At 37.1% G+C, this 16,784-nt stretch carries 16 protein-coding genes; 5 read left to right on the top strand and 11 right to left on the bottom strand.

Going from position 1 to position 16,784, the window contains the following annotated elements; all coding sequences use genetic code 11:
• The first annotated feature begins 2 nt into the window (after positions 1-2).
• The 5 genes from ACNFU2_RS13685 to ACNFU2_RS13665 all read left to right on the top strand — a co-directional run bounded on the left by ACNFU2_RS13685 (position 3) and on the right by ACNFU2_RS13665 (position 3,579).
• Entirely contained in the window at positions 3-737 is a 735-nt protein-coding gene (locus ACNFU2_RS13685) for a rhomboid family intramembrane serine protease (protein ID WP_273650211.1), read from the top strand.
• A 9-nt stretch (positions 738-746) separates the two neighbouring features.
• The gene (locus ACNFU2_RS13680) at positions 747-1,736 is read left to right on the top strand and encodes an endonuclease/exonuclease/phosphatase family protein (protein WP_418122056.1); all 990 of its coding nucleotides are present in this window, start codon (positions 747-749) and stop codon (positions 1,734-1,736) included.
• Between the two features lie 73 nt (positions 1,737-1,809).
• Positions 1,810-2,784, top strand: a complete 975-nt coding sequence (locus tag ACNFU2_RS13675) for an endonuclease/exonuclease/phosphatase family protein (protein ID WP_172281562.1) — start codon at positions 1,810-1,812, stop codon at positions 2,782-2,784.
• Positions 2,785-2,788: 4 nt separating this feature from the next.
• Positions 2,789-3,136: a hypothetical protein gene (locus ACNFU2_RS13670; RefSeq protein WP_418122054.1), complete on the top strand. Its 348-nt coding sequence runs from the start codon at positions 2,789-2,791 to the stop codon at positions 3,134-3,136.
• Between the two features lie 59 nt (positions 3,137-3,195).
• The gene (locus tag ACNFU2_RS13665; RefSeq protein ID WP_172281559.1) at positions 3,196-3,579 is read left to right on the top strand and encodes a hypothetical protein; all 384 of its coding nucleotides are present in this window, start codon (positions 3,196-3,198) and stop codon (positions 3,577-3,579) included.
• A 33-nt stretch (positions 3,580-3,612) separates the two neighbouring features.
• On the opposite strand, the gene ACNFU2_RS13660 is transcribed toward ACNFU2_RS13665, so the two are convergent.
• The 11 genes from ACNFU2_RS13660 to murD all read right to left on the bottom strand — a co-directional run bounded on the left by ACNFU2_RS13660 (position 3,613) and on the right by murD (position 16,743).
• On the bottom strand, positions 3,613-5,130 hold the full coding sequence (locus ACNFU2_RS13660) for a GH3 auxin-responsive promoter family protein (protein WP_172281558.1): 1,518 nt from the start codon (positions 5,128-5,130) through the stop codon (positions 3,613-3,615).
• Positions 5,131-5,235: 105 nt separating this feature from the next.
• Entirely contained in the window at positions 5,236-5,646 is a 411-nt protein-coding gene (locus tag ACNFU2_RS13655; RefSeq protein ID WP_172281556.1) for a BrxA/BrxB family bacilliredoxin, read from the bottom strand.
• A 424-nt stretch (positions 5,647-6,070) separates the two neighbouring features.
• A complete protein-coding gene (locus ACNFU2_RS13650) occupies positions 6,071-6,517 on the bottom strand; it encodes a GatB/YqeY domain-containing protein (protein WP_172281554.1) in 447 nt (148 codons plus the stop codon).
• A 118-nt stretch (positions 6,518-6,635) separates the two neighbouring features.
• Positions 6,636-8,552 carry a cell division protein FtsZ gene (gene ftsZ, locus ACNFU2_RS13645; RefSeq protein ID WP_418122051.1) on the bottom strand — a complete coding sequence of 639 codons (1,917 nt, stop codon included), beginning with the start codon at positions 8,550-8,552 and terminating at the stop codon, positions 6,636-6,638.
• Between the two features lie 78 nt (positions 8,553-8,630).
• The gene (gene ftsA / locus ACNFU2_RS13640; RefSeq protein ID WP_418122049.1) at positions 8,631-10,013 is read right to left on the bottom strand and encodes a cell division protein FtsA; all 1,383 of its coding nucleotides are present in this window, start codon (positions 10,011-10,013) and stop codon (positions 8,631-8,633) included.
• Between the two features lie 22 nt (positions 10,014-10,035).
• Positions 10,036-10,992, bottom strand: a complete 957-nt coding sequence (locus tag ACNFU2_RS13635; protein ID WP_273650207.1) for a cell division protein FtsQ/DivIB — start codon at positions 10,990-10,992, stop codon at positions 10,036-10,038.
• A 75-nt stretch (positions 10,993-11,067) separates the two neighbouring features.
• Complete coding sequence (gene murC / locus ACNFU2_RS13630; protein WP_418122047.1) at positions 11,068-12,432, bottom strand: UDP-N-acetylmuramate--L-alanine ligase; 1,365 nt, start codon at positions 12,430-12,432, stop codon at positions 11,068-11,070.
• Between the two features lie 13 nt (positions 12,433-12,445).
• Positions 12,446-12,922 (bottom strand): hypothetical protein, encoded by a 477-nt coding sequence (locus tag ACNFU2_RS13625; RefSeq protein WP_172281545.1) that lies wholly within the window; start codon positions 12,920-12,922, stop codon positions 12,446-12,448.
• Between the two features lie 15 nt (positions 12,923-12,937).
• Positions 12,938-14,038, bottom strand: a complete 1,101-nt coding sequence (gene murG / locus ACNFU2_RS13620; RefSeq protein ID WP_172281543.1) for an undecaprenyldiphospho-muramoylpentapeptide beta-N-acetylglucosaminyltransferase — start codon at positions 14,036-14,038, stop codon at positions 12,938-12,940.
• A gap of 37 nt (positions 14,039-14,075) precedes the next feature.
• Positions 14,076-15,314 (bottom strand): FtsW/RodA/SpoVE family cell cycle protein, encoded by a 1,239-nt coding sequence (locus ACNFU2_RS13615; protein ID WP_172281542.1) that lies wholly within the window; start codon positions 15,312-15,314, stop codon positions 14,076-14,078.
• A gap of 103 nt (positions 15,315-15,417) precedes the next feature.
• Positions 15,418-16,743: a UDP-N-acetylmuramoyl-L-alanine--D-glutamate ligase gene (murD, locus tag ACNFU2_RS13610; RefSeq protein WP_306613156.1), complete on the bottom strand. Its 1,326-nt coding sequence runs from the start codon at positions 16,741-16,743 to the stop codon at positions 15,418-15,420.
• Positions 16,744-16,784: the final 41 nt, after the last annotated feature.

The raw sequence follows: 16,784 nt of genomic DNA, 5'->3' as shown, positions 1-16,784 counted from the left end.
AAATGTTTAACAATATACCACCGATTACAAGAAATATAATTATAATAAATATTGTTGTATTTATTATATCCTATATTTTTCCACAACTGTATAATACACTTTCTGCGTATTATCCTTTTTCTCCCAACTTTAGGTCCTGGCAGATCATAACCCATATGTTTATGCACGGAGGATTGATGCATATTTTATTTAATATGCTGACTTTGTGGAGTTTTGGGCCTATATTGGAACAGTCTTTAGGTGAAAGAAAGTATCTGATCCTCTATTTTGTAAGTGGTTTGGGTGCATTTTTCTTATTCAATCTTTGGAATTTTATAGAAATTCAGCAGATTACCTCCAGCCTGGAAAGCTTAGGCTTAAATGCGGCTGAAATTTATAAGAAAGCGGCAATAGGATATACAGGAGACATGAATATAAGTGCTACGACAGAAGAAGGAAAGGAGCTTTCCCAAAGTCTTTATAATGCACTAAGGACTCCTATGGTCGGTGCTTCGGGAGCCATATTTGGAGTTATTGCTGCTTTTGCTACCCTTTATCCGGATTCAAAGATCGGGATTATGTTTATTCCGGTTCCTGTTAAAGTTAAATACCTTTTACCCATACTACTTGTTATTTCAATTTACTTAGGGGTTTCAGGAAATGTAGGAGGTATTGCCCATTTTGCGCACGTGGGAGGGGCTATTGTAGGCTTTCTCCTGGCTTTACTATGGAAAAAGCATTTGTATAGATTCCGTTAATACTATCCTGTGAAAGTTGTTCGCCTAATATTTTTAATTGTACATCTGGGAATCTTGTTTCTTTTGTTGGGAACATTAATGAATGCTTATGTACCTCCTAGAATATATCCATGGTTTAATCTTTTATCATTAGGTTTTCCTGTTTTAATCACTGCTTATGTATTTCTAACTGTTTTCTGGGTTTTCGCCTGGAAAAAAAGGGCTATAGTATTTGCTGCATTGGGACTGCTTTTTTTGAACCCTGTTAAGAGATGGGTCAACTATTCTGCTGAAAAAAAGGAGACATCTGATCTGAAAATCATCTCATTAAATGCAAAAGGAGGAACGATGGGGATTAAAAATATTGAAGATTATGTAGATTCTCAAAATGCGGATGTGGTTCTGTTACAAGAACATGTTCGGGATTACAATTTTAAAGGAATGGGAAAAGGAAGAGGAGATGTTATTGTCTCAATCTCTTCAAAATATAAGATCATTGATCAGAAAGAACTTATTGAGAGTAATTCAGAGACCAATAACGCCTACGCCAATCAGACGGATATTGAGATTAAAGGAAATACGTATCGTTTTATCAATGTATACCTTCAGCCTTTTAAATTTGAAAAAAGCATGGTAAAGCTTAAGGGAAATAGTGATGAAGATGAACAAAAGCTGAAAGATATCGTTAAAAGGCTGATCCCGACTTTCAAAATGCACCAGGATCAGGTTGCTGCGGTAAGAAAAGGGATTGATGACTCTCCTTATCCGGTAATATTAGTAGGTGACTTCAATTCTGTGCCTAACTCTTACGAGTATTACCATCTTGGAAAAGGGTTAAAAGATGCCTTTGTAGAAGCAGGTAGAGGAAGTGCTACCAGCTTTCATGACTACAAATTCCCGATACGAATCGACTACGTTTTTACATCGGAATCCATACAACCTCTAAGTTATAAAGTTGACCGTTCTGTCAGAATTTCAGATCATTATCCGGTGGTTGCAACTTTCAAATTAAAAAAATAATATTCATAAAATACGTTAAAGCTTTTCATATTGGTAGGATTTTTGATTAAAAAAAGACTAGACCGTTTTTTTCATGAAGCCGAACCAGATATTGTTGTTTTTGCATATTGCAATTATCGTATTATTACTGTGCACCTTAGGGAATGCATGGATACCGCCTAACATTATTGGGGGCTTGAATCTTCTTTCATTAGGGTTTCCCTATTTAATTTTATTACATATTTTATTAACGCTGGTCTGGATCGTTAAAAGAAATAAAATCGCCATTGTTTTTCTGTTAAGCACTTTTGTTTTTTATAATCCCATAAGACGATGGGTGAACTTTTCTCCTAAAACTGAAAACTATAAATCAATACGGGATGTTAAAATATTGACATTCAATGTGAAGTATGGTGAGTTTGGCTGGGATAAAGTTTCAAAATATATCAAGGATCAGAATGCTGATATTATTCTTGTTCAGGAAAAAGATACAAACCGGGCAATACGAAAAGATATGATTAAGTATCCGGTAGTGAGCCTGAAGACAAAACATAAAATTGTAAGACAGGAAGAGTTAATTGAGGATAAATCAAGAGGAAATTCTTTTTATGCGGATATTGATATTAATGGAAAAATCATACGAATAGTAAATGTATATCTTGAACCATTCCGTCTGAACAAATCGATGTTTGATTTTAATAGTCTTGGAAAAGGATCTAATAAACTCCATCTTCTTCTTTCTCACATGACACCCACATTCAGGGCTCATGAAGATCAGATAAAAAAGATCAGAAAAGCAATCGACTTTTCTCCTTATCCGGTTATACTGGCGGGCGACTTTAATTCCGTGCCTAATTCTTATGAATATTATAATCTTGGGAAAAATCTGGATGACGCTTTTTTAACAGTCGGGAATGGTATTTCTACCAGTTTTCATGATTATAAAGTTCCTTTGAGAATCGATTATATTTTCACCTCTAAAGACATAAGACCCATAAGCTATAAAATAGATCAGTCCGTAAAATTATCAGATCACTATCCTGTAATTGCGGAATTTCTGTTAAATTAGTTCCATGAAAAATGTATTTTTTTTAGCAGCGGTTTTTTCTATTCTGATTACTTCCTGTTCTAAAAGAGAACCTGTTCGTGTAGAGACGGATCAGGTGACGAAAGTGGATTATGATACAACTGCCATTGATTCCTTTTCTAATGGTGCCATATCCGTAGATATTGCAAGAAAGATCAGAATGTCTTCCCAGAAATATCAGGATTCTTTAAAAGAGGCTCTGAGAATCCAAAATGAAGAGCAGCGTATTAAACAGGAGCTGGAAAAAGAAAACAAAAAGAAACAGGAAGAGGAGAAACAGAATAAGGAAAAAGAAGGAAAGGCGAAAGAGGAAGCAGGAAAAACTTCTCCCTGAACAATGAAAACTATACGGAAGTTTTCATAAATTTGAATACATTCTTAAAAAATATCAATATGAAAAAACAAATTGTAACAGCACTTATGGTAGCCGGATTGGTCGTGTCCTGCACCAAATCGACAACAAAAACTGAGCAGGTTGAAAATCCGGACGGATCTATTACAACAACCAGCACTACAGTGACGCAAAGCCCGGCAGATATTGTAGATACTACTAAAATTAACAAGGCAAAAGAAGACGTTAAAGCTAAAGTGGATGCTACCGGAGATAAAATAGATAATGCAGCGCATAAGGCAAAAGCAGACCTTAATGAAGCTGGAAAAGATATTAAGGCAGGGGCGAAGGAGCTTGGACAGGATGTAAAGGATGCTGCAGCTAAAGGCGCCGGAAAAGTAGAAGAGGGAGCTAAAAAATTAAAAGAAGATCTGAAAAGCAAATAAAAAAGAACCGCAGTAAAAACTGCGGTTTTTTTATTAATTCTTATTGAGTTCTAATAAAGGGTCTATATATTCCCGGTCATTGCTGAGTCTTGGTACCTTGTTTTGTCCCCCGAGCTTTCCTTTGGACTCCAGCCAGGAATAGAACAAATTGGGTTTGGCTATATGAACAATGGGTTTTTTTAATGTAATATTATTGTACCTCTTCGCTTCATAATCCGAATTAATTGCCTTCAGGCACTCATCGAAAGCATTGATAAAACAGTCGAGATCGTCCGGCTTTTTACTGAATTCAAAAATCCATTCATGAGCACCGCTTTCATTTTCTTTCATGAAAACAGGAGCTCCTGTAAAATCTGTAATAGCTGCATTTGTCTGTTCACAGGCTTTTGTAAGTGCAAGCTCCACATTGGTGATCATTAATTCTTCTCCAAAAGCATTAATATAATGTTTGGTTCTTCCTGAAATTTTTACCCTGAACGGATTAACGGATGTAAAGACAACCGTATCACCGATGAGATACCTCCATAATCCTCCATTGGTGGTAATGACCATGGCGTAATTTTTTCCGACTTCAACATCCTCAAGGCTTACAACCGGTGGATTCGAGAAATGGAATTTATCCATAGGAATGAATTCGTAGAAAATACCATAATCCAGCATCAAAAGCATTTCGTCACTATTTGATCTGTCCTGAATACCAAAGAAGCCTTCTGAGGCATTGTAAATTTCGTAGTAATTGATGTTTTTTCCGATGATCTGGCTGTATTGCTCCCTGTAGGGCTTAAAACTTATTCCGCCGTGAAAAAAGACTTCCAGATTAGGCCAGAGCTCAGAGATATTCTGAACATCCGTTTCTTTCAGAACCCTCTGGAGTAAAACAAGCATCCAGCTTGGAACCCCCAGTAAACTTCCGACATCTTCATTTTTAACCTCAGATATAATGGCTCTCAGTTTACTCTCCCACTCGGACATGAGTGATACCTTTTTGCTGGGGGTTGTTGTAATCTCTACCCAAAAAGGAAGATTGTCAATAAGGATAGCAGAAAGGTCCCCGAATTTTGTGTTAAAATCGGCATAGAGTTCGGAGCTGCCTCCCAGACGTAAATTTTTATTCGTAAAAAGCTGATTTTCCGGATGGTTATTGGCATAAATTGATACCATGTCTTTTCCGGCTTTCATATGGCAATATTCCAGGCTCTCGGCAGAGATGGGAATAAATTTGCTTTTAGCGTTCGTGGTTCCTGAGGACTTTGCAAAATGTTTGATATAGCCAGGCCAGCTTACATCTTTATAACCTTGTCGTGCTCTCTCGATATAAGGTTCGAAATCTTCATAGGTAACAATGGGAACTTTATTTTTAAAATCCTGATAACTCGAAATAGAATTAAAACCATACTTCTTCCCATATTCTGTATCCTCGGCATGAAACAACTGGGAAAATAGTATCCCTTTCTGTGTTTCAATCGGATGATTCATGAAATTCTGGATCTGGTCTATCCTTTGACGGATAAACCAATTCACCACAGTATTGAAAAGTGCTTTCGTTGCCATTTCAACAAATATAATGATATTTGATTTTTCAGAGAATTTTTTATGGCTTAAAATAAAAAACCGTTACAAATATTGTAACGGTTGATTATCTGGATATATTGTTTTCTAGCAATATTCGTCGTAAGCTGCCTGAAGGTTTGCCGCAATTGCTCCTGCAGGATTTCCTTCAATGTGGTGTCTTTCCAGCATGTGAACCAATTCTCCATCTTTGAAAAGAGCTACGCAAGGTGAGCTTGGAGGAAACGGAGCTAAATGTTTTCTCGCTTCTGAAACAGCTTCAGTATCATATCCTGCAAATACGGTTGTCAAGTGATCGGGTTTTTTATCTCCGGTCAAAGAGTAAACAACTCCCGGTCTTGCAGCTCCTGCAGCACACCCACATACTGAATTGATCACTAATAGGGTAGTTCCTGATTGCTTTAATGCTTCTTGTACCTGAGAAGTTGTTGTCAAGTCTTCAAAGCCTTTATCTGTAAGTTCAGCCTTCATAGGCATTACTAAATCTGTTGGATACATTTTTTGTTTTTTTAAATCTGTACAAAGGTAAAAAATTATTTATGTTTCATCAACTTATAAAAACTATTGACGCATTAGGAAAAGTGCATGATATGTAACATGGTGATATGTAAATATTTCAACAATATTTGAAGAAATGTAAATAAAAGCAATGAATAATGAAAAATAATTATTAAATTTGAAATGATTCTAAAAACAACCAACCATGAAAAGGCATTTTTTACGTCATTCCCTCGACTTAAAAGATGCAATTAGTTAAGTCTGTAATTCACAGACACCTCAAGCATCTTAATGCATAAAATGAAGCCCGAAATTAATTTCGGGCTTCATTAATCAAATCGATATGCAAAGGTTGAATATCCTTAGTAAACGGGTTCAATGATCTTACTCTGGATCTGTGTCCGGATTGAAGACCAAATACCCTTTAAGAAAGCAGCTTTTTAGCCATCTCGGAAATGCTTTTTCCGTCAGATTTACCGGCTAACGCTTTTGATGCCATTCCCATTACCTTTCCTAAATCCTTTATAGATTCAGCGCCGGTCTGTGAAATGATATTTTTAATTTCTGTTTCCAGCTCTTCAGCAGTAAGCTGTTGAGGTAAGAATTTTTCGATGACCTTCATCTGGGCTTCTTCGACGTCTGCGAGATCCGTTCTTCCCTGAGCAGCAAACTGGTCGTAAGAATCCTTACGTTGTTTAATCATTCTTTGTAAAATAGCGATCTCCTGTTCTGCTGAAACTTCTGCTCCTCTGGCTTCTGTTTTCAAAAGCAGTATCTGGGACTTTACTGCACGGAGAGAGTCCAGAGCCACTTTGTCTTTCTCCCTCATAGCGGTTTTTATCGCTTCGCTGATTGTATTTTCTAAACTCATATATTATGATTTGAAAATTTGAGAATGAAACAATTTGAAAATAGTAAAAGGCAATGGATGTATAATTTCCAGTGGATCAATTTTCAAATTCACAAATTATTTCATTTTCAAATTAAATTTAGTCTACGTCTTTATTTAAAAATCTGTTTTCTCTGATTTGCATAGAACCATTATTATCAGATAAATATGTATTTATATTCTGATCTGATGCGTTGGTCCCGTCAATAGAAATATTCTTTCTTTTGAATGCAGGCACAGATTCGAACTCATTAACATTATCAAAACTCTGATAACGTGAATTGAATTCTTTTAATTTATTTCTTCTTTCAACCACTCTCTCCTGGTCAATAGTTTTGTTCACAAAAGTGAACTCACTGTCTGATGGCTTTGTAGCTTCGGTTTCCGTTTTATTTTCAACAACCGGTTTGCTTTCATTGGCCGGAACTTCTTTCACCGGTTGGAAGAAACTTTCCATTTTCTGAAGAGGTTCTTCTGTAATCTGGCTTACCGTATTGGCTGAAGTGGTAAACTCTGCTTTTGGCTGTCCATAATCCGTTTTTGGCTCATTAACAGGCTCATTGACAAAGAAGCTGAATTCAATCGGTTTTTCTTCGGAAAAAGAAGGAACAGAAGAGTTTTTAGTCGGTTCTTCTTTCCTGTCTTCTGTTTCAAAAGAAAAAGACTGTATTTCCAGGTCATTCGGGTCGTTATCTTCATCGAAAGAAAATAAGTTATAAGCATCCTGATCCTCTTCTTCGTTTCTCCAGTCCTGAATTGGGCTGTCTACCGTATCTTGCTCTCTATCAGAGAACTTTATTTCTGTTTTTACCTCTTCATCCTCAATAATCATTTTTTTTTCAGTAGATGTCTTAAACTGAGGATTATCCTGGTCTTCATCATCAAGTCTGAAAAGGTTCTTTCCTCCGAAAGTATAGCCTTCTTCAGGGCTCATTTCTCTTTCTTCTCTCGTTTTAAAAGGAGAAGTTTTGTGAGAATCCAGTTTGTCATTTAAACCGATTCTTATTTTTTCAGTTGGCCCTGCAAATTTTTTATCCTCATTGGAGAAACCTGTAGCAATTACAAGAACGCTTACTGCATCTCCCAGCTCTTCATCCGCTCCAACCCCGAAAATAATATCCGCGGTGTTTCCTGCTTCTTTCTGAATGTGGTCCATGATGATACCTATTTCATCCATGGTAACTTCTTCTACACCACTTCTGATCAATAGTAATACATTTTTAGCACCTGTAATCTTATTGTCATTCAATAATGGGGAATCCAGAGCCTTTCTTACGGCCTCTTCTGCTTTATTTTCTCCGGAAGCAGTACCAGTAGACATCAATGCAGTACCCGAGTTCTGAAGCACAGATTTAGCATCTCTAAAGTCAATGTTTACATCGAAGTAACCGGTAATAACCTCTGCCATACCTTTTGCAGCATTGGTTAACACTTCATCGGCCTTTGAGAATCCTTGCTTGAATCCAAGGTTACCAAATTGCTGTCTTAATTTATCGTTGTTGATGACAATCAGTGAGTCAACATTATTTCTCAATTTATCAAGTCCGTTTTCTGCCTGCTCAAGCCTTCTCTTCCCCTCGAAGCTGAATGGAACAGTAACGATACCTACCGTTAAAATTCCCATATCTTTAGCTACTTTGGCAATAACAGGAGCGGCACCCGTTCCGGTCCCACCTCCCATCCCGGCAGTAATGAATACCATCTTGGTATTTTGTCCCATTGCAGCCTTGATCTCTTCAATACTTTCAATAGCTGACTTTTCTCCAACCTCAGGATCAGCACCTGCTCCAAGTCCTTCGGTGATGGAAGTACCCAACTGAACTTTATTGGAGACGGGGTTATTATCTAAAGTCTGAGCATCCGTATTACAGATCACGAAATCAACACCGTGAATCCCTTTCTCGTACATGTGTTTAAGGGCGTTGTTTCCACCGCCACCAACACCAATTACTTTGATGATTGATGAATTTCCTTTTGGTAAATCAAATGAAAACCCTTGTGTACCTATATTTTCCATAACTTATATTTTTTAAAATTGACTCATGATAAGTGATAAGGAATAGCCGTGTATCGCTTATCATTCATCATTTTATAATTATTCTACTTCTTCAAAGAATTTTTTTACTTTTTCCATTAGCGACTGTCCGAATGTGAGCCTTGCCGCTTTTTTATTTTCCTGTTGCTCTCTTACCACTTCCTGCTCCTGAACAGGAGTCGCCTGCTGTGTGGCATTTGGGGTTTCAGCTGTATTGGATACTACTTCCGGTTGTTGCTTCTCCTGAACGGTTTCTTCTTCTACGATCGTCTGCTTTTTGTCACGGATTTTCAAACTTTCCATCAGTAACCCGATAGATGTTGCAAATTCAGGACCTTTCAGGTATTGGTTTTTGTCATTGGCGATATATTCGTTAGCAAAACCAATTCTGCTGTCGAAACCTGTAGTATAATTAGCAAGCTGGCGTAAGTGCTTCAAATTGGAACCACCTCCTGTAAGAACGATTCCCGCAATCAGCTTTTTCTTCTGTTCGAATGCACCATAGGCTTTAAGCTCGGTGTTCACCATTTCAAGGATTTCTTCAACTCTCGCGTTGATGATCTGTGCCAGAGTTTTAAGAGAAATTTCTTTGTCCGGTCTTCCATGTAAGCCAGGAATGGTTACAAAAGTGCTGTCTTTTTCAAGCTCAGGAACTGCAGATCCGAATTTTACCTTCAGTTGTTCTGCATGTTTTTCTATAATCGAGCAACCTTCTTTAATATCTTCTGTAATGATTCCGCCACCGTAAGGAATTACACAAGTATGGCGAATGATATTGTCTTTGAAAATAGCAATATCCGTAGTACCACCACCTATATCTACGATTGCGACTCCTGCTTCTTTTTCTTCTTTTGTAAGAACAGCTTCAGAAGATGCCAGTGGTTCTAAAGTAAGGGCTTCCATTTCCAGTCCGGCTTCTCTTACACATCTTGCAATGTTTCTGATACTACCCATTTGTCCTACGACAACATGGAAATTAGCCTCTAAACGTTTTCCGTGCATACCGACAGGTTCCTGTATCTCACCTTCAGAATCCACTTTATATTCTTGAGGAAGTACATGAATAATTTCTTCACCGGGTAGCATGACCAGTTTTTTTACCTGATCTTTCAATGCTTCGATGTCGTCGTCTGTAATAAACTTGTCTGGATGCTCTCGCATAATATAATCGGAATGTTGCAGAGAACGGATATGTTTTCCTGCAATACCAACCGTGACTTTGCGGATAGGAACTCCTGCACTGGATTGTGCTTCAGACACAGCCGCCTTGATTGAATTAATGGTTTGTGAGATGTTATTCACAATACCTTTATGAACCCCAAGACTTTTGGCCTTTCCTACACCGAGAACTTCTATTTTCCCGTGTGCATTCCTCCTTCCGACAATCGCAACTATCTTTGTTGTCCCGATGTCCAGACCTACTGAATACTCTTGATTTTCCATTTGTTTATATCGATTTGATTTTTTATTCTATTTTAACTTTTGCTTTTGGCTTTGTAGCCTTTTTCTCAGTTGTTTTCTTTGTCTCCTTTGGTTTGGTTGTCGTTTTTGGCTTTTTATTTTCCTTTGGCTGAGATACAGAATTTTGCTTTTTTATCTCCGCTGGTTTTTTAGTTTCCGGTTTCTTTATCGTTGCCGGAGCAGGAGCTTTTGCCAGTTCTTTACGTCCTGCAGTTAAAATACTGTCATTTTCTTTAAAAGCAGGATTTAAAGTGGTTACAATCTGGTTCTGATATTTTACAGAGATCATATTGTACTTCTGAGGATCCTGATACACAAGATATTTCTCAACAAACGCTTTAAAACCTTTTACTTTGAATTCAATATTATCCAAGTCTCCGATTTCTACTTTATAGTTTCCTTCACTTGTCAAAAGATTATAATCATCCTTTACTTTTGAGATTCCTATAAAGTATCTTTTGCTGAAGTCATCCTTATCAATCTTTTCAACCAGTTCAGCAAGCTTTTCATATTCGTCAGGTTTTACATTTCCTGTTACCAGCATACAAGGATGCGAATAGGTTTTTGAGATGGGAAATTCAACTCCTTTTTCATCCACGTAAAAATCCCTGCCGTCTTTATTCAGCCTGAATACCGGAACCCTTTGTTTAATATCCAGATTGAGCTTTCCGTTTAGATTTAAATAAACATTTGCACTATCCACAGCCGGAAGGGCATTGATCTTTTTTTCGAGGGATGGAATATTCAGATCACCTACTTTTCCTGAAGGGTTTTCTTTTTTTACAATATCCCTGATGTCTTTTTCATCAACGAAATATACCGGAGTCTTTTCGCTTAATTTTACAGAAATCTTATTATCGGTAATCTTCTGGCCACTGAATTTCTTCAAAGAGAAACTCAGCAGGAAACCAAGCAGGATTACTGTGATAGCAATTTTTAATATTCTGTATTTATTTTTCATATTCTATTGTATTCATGTATTAAAGTAAAATGTATTCATGATTATCGTGGATTACATTACTTACATACACTACTACTATTTATCTTTTAAACTTAACCATTCACAAATCGGGTCATATAGGGTGTCTATATTTCCTGCACCTACGGTGAGCAGAATGTCAAAATCTTTTTCTTTTATCTTTTCAAAGGCTTCCGTTAAAGTGGACCCTTCTTTTTTATCCAGGGTTACCTTTTCCAGTAACCATGTTGAGGTAATCCCCTCAAAGTTTTCCTGAAGCTCTCTTGCCGGATAAATATCCAGTAAAATGAGTTCATCTGCATTGCTTAAACTTTCTGCAAAGCCATCAGCGAAATCTCTTGTTCTGCTGAATAAATGCGGCTGAAATGCAACCAGTAATTTTTTATCAGGGTAAAAGGTCTTGATGGAACCTACAACAGCATTGATCTCTGTCGGGTGGTGGGCATAATCATCAATATATATTTTACCGTTCTTATAAATATGTTTTGTATATCTTCTTTTAATTCCTTTGAAGCTGGCAATAGCCTTTTTCAGGATGTCAAAATCCACTCCTAAATTATGCAGGATGGCTAATGCAACGGTTGCGTTTTCCACATTATGGATCCCCGGAATTTCCCAGACAAAATCTTTTACAGACTCACCGGGAGTATGAAAATCAAAATAGATTTTATCGTGATCCATACGCAGATTATCGGAGTAATAATCCGCTTTTTCGTTTACAGCATAAGTCTGATGGTCTCTTCCGATCTCAATACCTTTTCTTACAAAAAGTTTTTTATCTTCCGGAACCAGAGCTGCAAATTGGCGGAACCCTTCTTCAATATGACTTTTGTCTCCGTAAATGTCCAGGTGATCTGCGTCGGTAGAAGTAATCACTGCCCAGTCCGGAGAAAGATTGAGAAAGCTTCTGTCGTATTCATCAGCTTCTACCACTGAGTATTCTGAACCGTTATATAAAAAATTGGATTTGAAATTTTCTGAAATACCTCCTAAAAAGCATGAAAATGGCAGGTCCGCTTCTTTACATAAATGGGAAACCAAGGTAGACGTTGTTGTTTTACCATGTGTTCCGGCTACGGCAATACAATCTGTATTTTCCGTAATTAATCCTAACACTTTTGCACGCTTTAAAATCTCAAAACCATGTTCATTGAAGTAATCAAGAATTCCAAGCTTCTTAATAGCCGGAGTATAAATTACTAAGGTGTTATCCTTTTGAAGTGTGGTTATTTGTTCATCGATGAGATCTTCAAAAACAATATCAATTCCTTCACTCATCAATTGTTGAGTAAGTTTGGTGTTGGTTTTATCATAACCTGAAACTTTTTTACCTGAAGCTTTAAAATAACGTGCAAGGGCACTCATGCCAATCCCGCCGATCCCCACAAAGTAAAAAGTCTGATATGTTTCTAATAATTTCATCTTCTATTTTTAGTTATTGATAATTGAATATCTTTTCTTTATCCAGTCCATACGAATCTCCCTGATACAAAAAGAATTCCATTACTGCATCTTCAAGGGTCTCATATGTAAATCCGTTGGTAATCCAGAAATAATATTTAAAACCGATTGAATTCTGACTTGGCAGATATTCTGCTTTTATCATTGCAAGCTTATTGATCTCGTTCAGCAGGGTATCAATTTTGTCTTTGCTTACCCCTTTATTCAGTAGGATATTTACATTAAGGTTAATGTATTTTTTCCCTGCATCCACATCCATAAAGAGTGTGGCTTTGTCTTTATTTCCTATTTTAATAAAAGTTTCCTCCTGCTCCAGGATATCATATCCTTTACCTTTCAAATAGTTGCCCACTGCTGCAATTTTAAAGTCAGCGGGTTTTATCAGGGTTTGTGCCGTTACCCAGTGGGTAAAGAAGCAAATGAGCAATACTGTTAGTAATTTAGTTTTCATACTTTATAGTGTTGGTTATTGTAGCTTTATAAAAATTTCATCAACAATTTCCTTTGCAGCATTGGGTTTGGCAAAATATTCCAGGTTTTCAGACATCTCTTTTCTCATCGCTGCGCTGTCGCAAACCTCCATAAGTGTGTTCCAGAATTTTTCTTCCATTTCGGAATCTTTGACCATTTTTGCCGCATTCTTTTCAACCAGATTCAGTGCATTTTTGGTCTGATGATCCTCTGCCGCAAACGGGAAAGGAATCAATAAAACCGGTTTTTGTGCAACAGCCAGTTCTGAAATGGCAATAGCCCCTGCTCTTGAAACAATGATATCTGCTGCCGAGTATGCTTTCTCCATATCTTTTATAAATTCAAGAATCTGAATATTCTGGCTTTTCTTATCTTTTGTTTCTTCTATAATATCTTTATAATCGAGCTTTCCTGTCTGCCAGATCAGCTGATAATCTTTGTTGATGAGTTCATCAAAATGTGATCTCCATGCATTATTTAAAGTTCTGGAACCCAGTGATCCACCAACAGAAAGGATTGTCAGCTTTTCCTTATTTAATCCCATTTTTTCTTTTGCCTGAGAAGATTCTTCCATTCCCAGAATGATATTCTCGCGAATAGGATTACCTAAAAATTTGATCTTATCATCGGGAAACCCTTCTACTTTGGGGTAAGCAGTAAAAACAGCTTTTGCTTTCTTACTTAAAATTTTATTGGTTACCCCTGCATGTGCATTTTGTTCCTGAATAAAAATAGGGATCCCCAGCTTGCTTGCTTCATACAGAGCCGGTCCGCTGGCAAAGCCTCCTGTACCGATCGCAAAATCAGGAGCAAAACGCTTAATGATCTTTTTTGATCTGGATAAGCTTTTCAAGATCTTGAATGGTAATCCCAGATTAGATAACATGTTACCACGGTCAATTCCGGCGATGTCGATTCCTTCAATAGGGTAACCTGCCTGAGGAACTTTTTCCATTTCCATTTTTCCGTTGGCTCCGATAAACAAGAATTCTGTATCCGGAAATCTTTTCCTGATTTCGTCTGCAATAGCGATTGCCGGGAAGATATGTCCTCCTGTTCCACCACCGGATAATAATACTTTTAGTTTCTTGTTCATTTTTTTAATTTTGAAATAGCCTGACCATTAATATGATTTAAGCAATATCATTTATTTCTGCAATACTCTGTTTTTTACCCATTCCTTCTTCGTCATAAATCTGTATCCTTGAGCTTATATTTAAAATAATTCCCAACTGTAAATAGGTCACCAACATGGATGTTCCCCCATAACTTATTAAGGGCAGGGGTTGTCCGGTCACCGGAATCAGATTGATGGCTACGGCTATATTTACCGATAGCTGTATAAAGATCATGACACCGAGGCTGAGAACGAGCAAAGACCCGAAAAATGCAGGCATTTTACTGGCTATCATTACAATCCGTATCACCATGATCAGATACATACAGATAAGGAAAGCTGCTCCTATCAGTCCGTATTCCTCTACAATTACTGCAAATATAAAGTCGGAAGCAGATTGCGGAAGCATTTGCTTTAATGCACTTTTTCCAGGTCCCATTCCTGTAATTCCTCCATGTACTATTGCTGCTTTAGCCTGCATTACCTGGTAATTCTTGGCTTTTACGCTTTCATCATCCACATCGGCTGATTTTGCTTTACTGGAAGTGAAGGTTTCTACACGGCTCATCCATGTATGAACACGATTTCCACCAATCAGATTGGTATTTAAAGCAATCAGTAAGAACAATACGATCGCAATAAATGAAGCCGAAATAAAACCTGCAATATATTTCCAGTGAAGCTGCCCGATAACCAATACAATAACAGATACCATCAGGATCATTAGAGCCGTAGATCCGTTATCTTTTGCTACTAAAACAAAAACAAGGAGAATAGGACCAAAGATGTACATAATGTTTTCTATCGGAAGTCTTTCCCGGGTTATCTTCTTGGTTAAATACCTGCACAGGTAAATAACCAGCATAAGAAAGGCAAATGATGAAGGCTGAAAAGAAATCGGTGTTCCCGGAATCTTTAGCCATCTGGAGGCACTTGCCCCATCGATCGTTTGGCCGGTAAACATGGTGACAACCAGTAATATAATCATTAACCCCAGAAGTATACTGCTGAGTTTTCCAATGTATTCATATTTTACGGTTCCTACCAGTCTCATGATTCCCAAACCAAGGACTACAAAGAACATATGCTTGATAACATGGCCTGTTGTGGTCCCGTTATTTACAATATATTCCAGATTCGAACTTGCAGAATATACAGGGAAAATAGAGAAAATGGAGATCACGAGAATGACCATCCAAAGTACTTTATCTCCCTTTAGAAATTCAAATCTGCTTTCTGTGTCCTGTTCGTTCATACTCTATTGTATCTTTAACTGTATTATGTAAAATGGATTAAAGTATTAATGATTCTTAGTTGTCAAATACATGAATACCATTTACATCAATACATCAGTACATTTATTTTAATACTTGTTCTTTAAACTGTCTTCCTCTGTCTTCATAGCTTTTGAAAAGGTCAAAACTTGCACAGCAAGGAGAAAGTAAAACCGTTTCTCCGCTTTTAGCAATTGATTTTGATATTTTTACGGCCTCTTCCATGCTTGAAGTATCGTATATAAACTCCTTTTTGTCTTTAAAAAAATTAATAATTTTCTGATTATCAATTCCCAAGCAGACAATTGCTTTTACTTTTCTTTTGACAAGGTCCTCAATCTCCGTATAATCATTTCCTTTATCCTGACCTCCCACAATCCAAATCGTAGGTGTTTTCATGCTTTCCAAAGCATAATAGGTCGCATTTACATTCGTTGCTTTACTGTCGTTGATGTATTTTACGCCATCAATTTCAGAAACAAACTCCAGCCTGTGTTCCACTGCCTGAAAAGTCATTAATGAATTTCTGATGCTTTCATTGTTGACATTCAGTATTTTACTTGCTATAGATGCTGCCAGACTGTTCGCTACATTATGATTTCCCAATAAAGAAAGCTCGTCAATTTTCATTGAAAATGTATCTTTTAGTTTTACCACAATACTGTCGTTATCTATAAAACCTCCCTCGGTCAATTTTTCTTTTGTTGAAAAAGGGATCATTTTTGCCTTTATTTCCAGCTTTTCAAGAATGGTTTTGCTCATTTCATCATCTTTGTTATAGATAAAGAAATTATCGTTTTCCTGATTTTCAGCTATTCTGAATTTTGCCATCGCATATTCTTCATAGTTGTAATTATACTGGTCCAGATGATCCTGTGATAAATTAAGCAATAATGAAATATATGGCCTGAAGTTCTGAATGTCATCCAGCTGGAATGAACTTACCTCCAGTACATAATATTCATGGTTTTCATCTGCTACCTGCTTTGCAAAACTGTAGCCGATGTTTCCTCCTAGACCTACTTTCAGTCCGTCATTCTTCAGGATATAATAGATCAATGAAGTGGTGGTGGTTTTTCCGTTGCTTCCTGTGATCGCAATGATTTTAGCATTGGTGAATTCTGAAGCGAATTCTATCTCGGAAGAAAGGCGGATTCCTTTCAGATGGATTTTATAAATAATATCCGCTTTTTTAGGAATTCCTGGGCTTTTTACAATCCAGTCTGCATTTAAAATCCTTCCCTCGTCATGATTTCCTTCTTCAAACTCAATATTGTTTTCAGTAAGAAACGCTTTATAGTTATCTTTAATAGTTCCTTTGTCTGAAAGAAATACCTCCAGACCCTTCTTTTTAGCTAAATAAGCAGCACCACAGCCACTCTCTCCACCTCCTAAAACAACTATTTTCATATTACCTTTTTTGTATTTATGTATTGGCGTACTTTATTTAT

The organism is Chryseobacterium sp. PTM-20240506, assembly GCF_048296755.1.
In the GTDB taxonomy this organism is placed as follows: Bacteria; Bacteroidota; Bacteroidia; order Flavobacteriales; family Weeksellaceae; genus Chryseobacterium; species Chryseobacterium proteolyticum.
The sequence above is the reverse complement of the archived record's forward strand: the minus strand, read 5'-3'. Positions and strand labels throughout refer to the sequence as shown.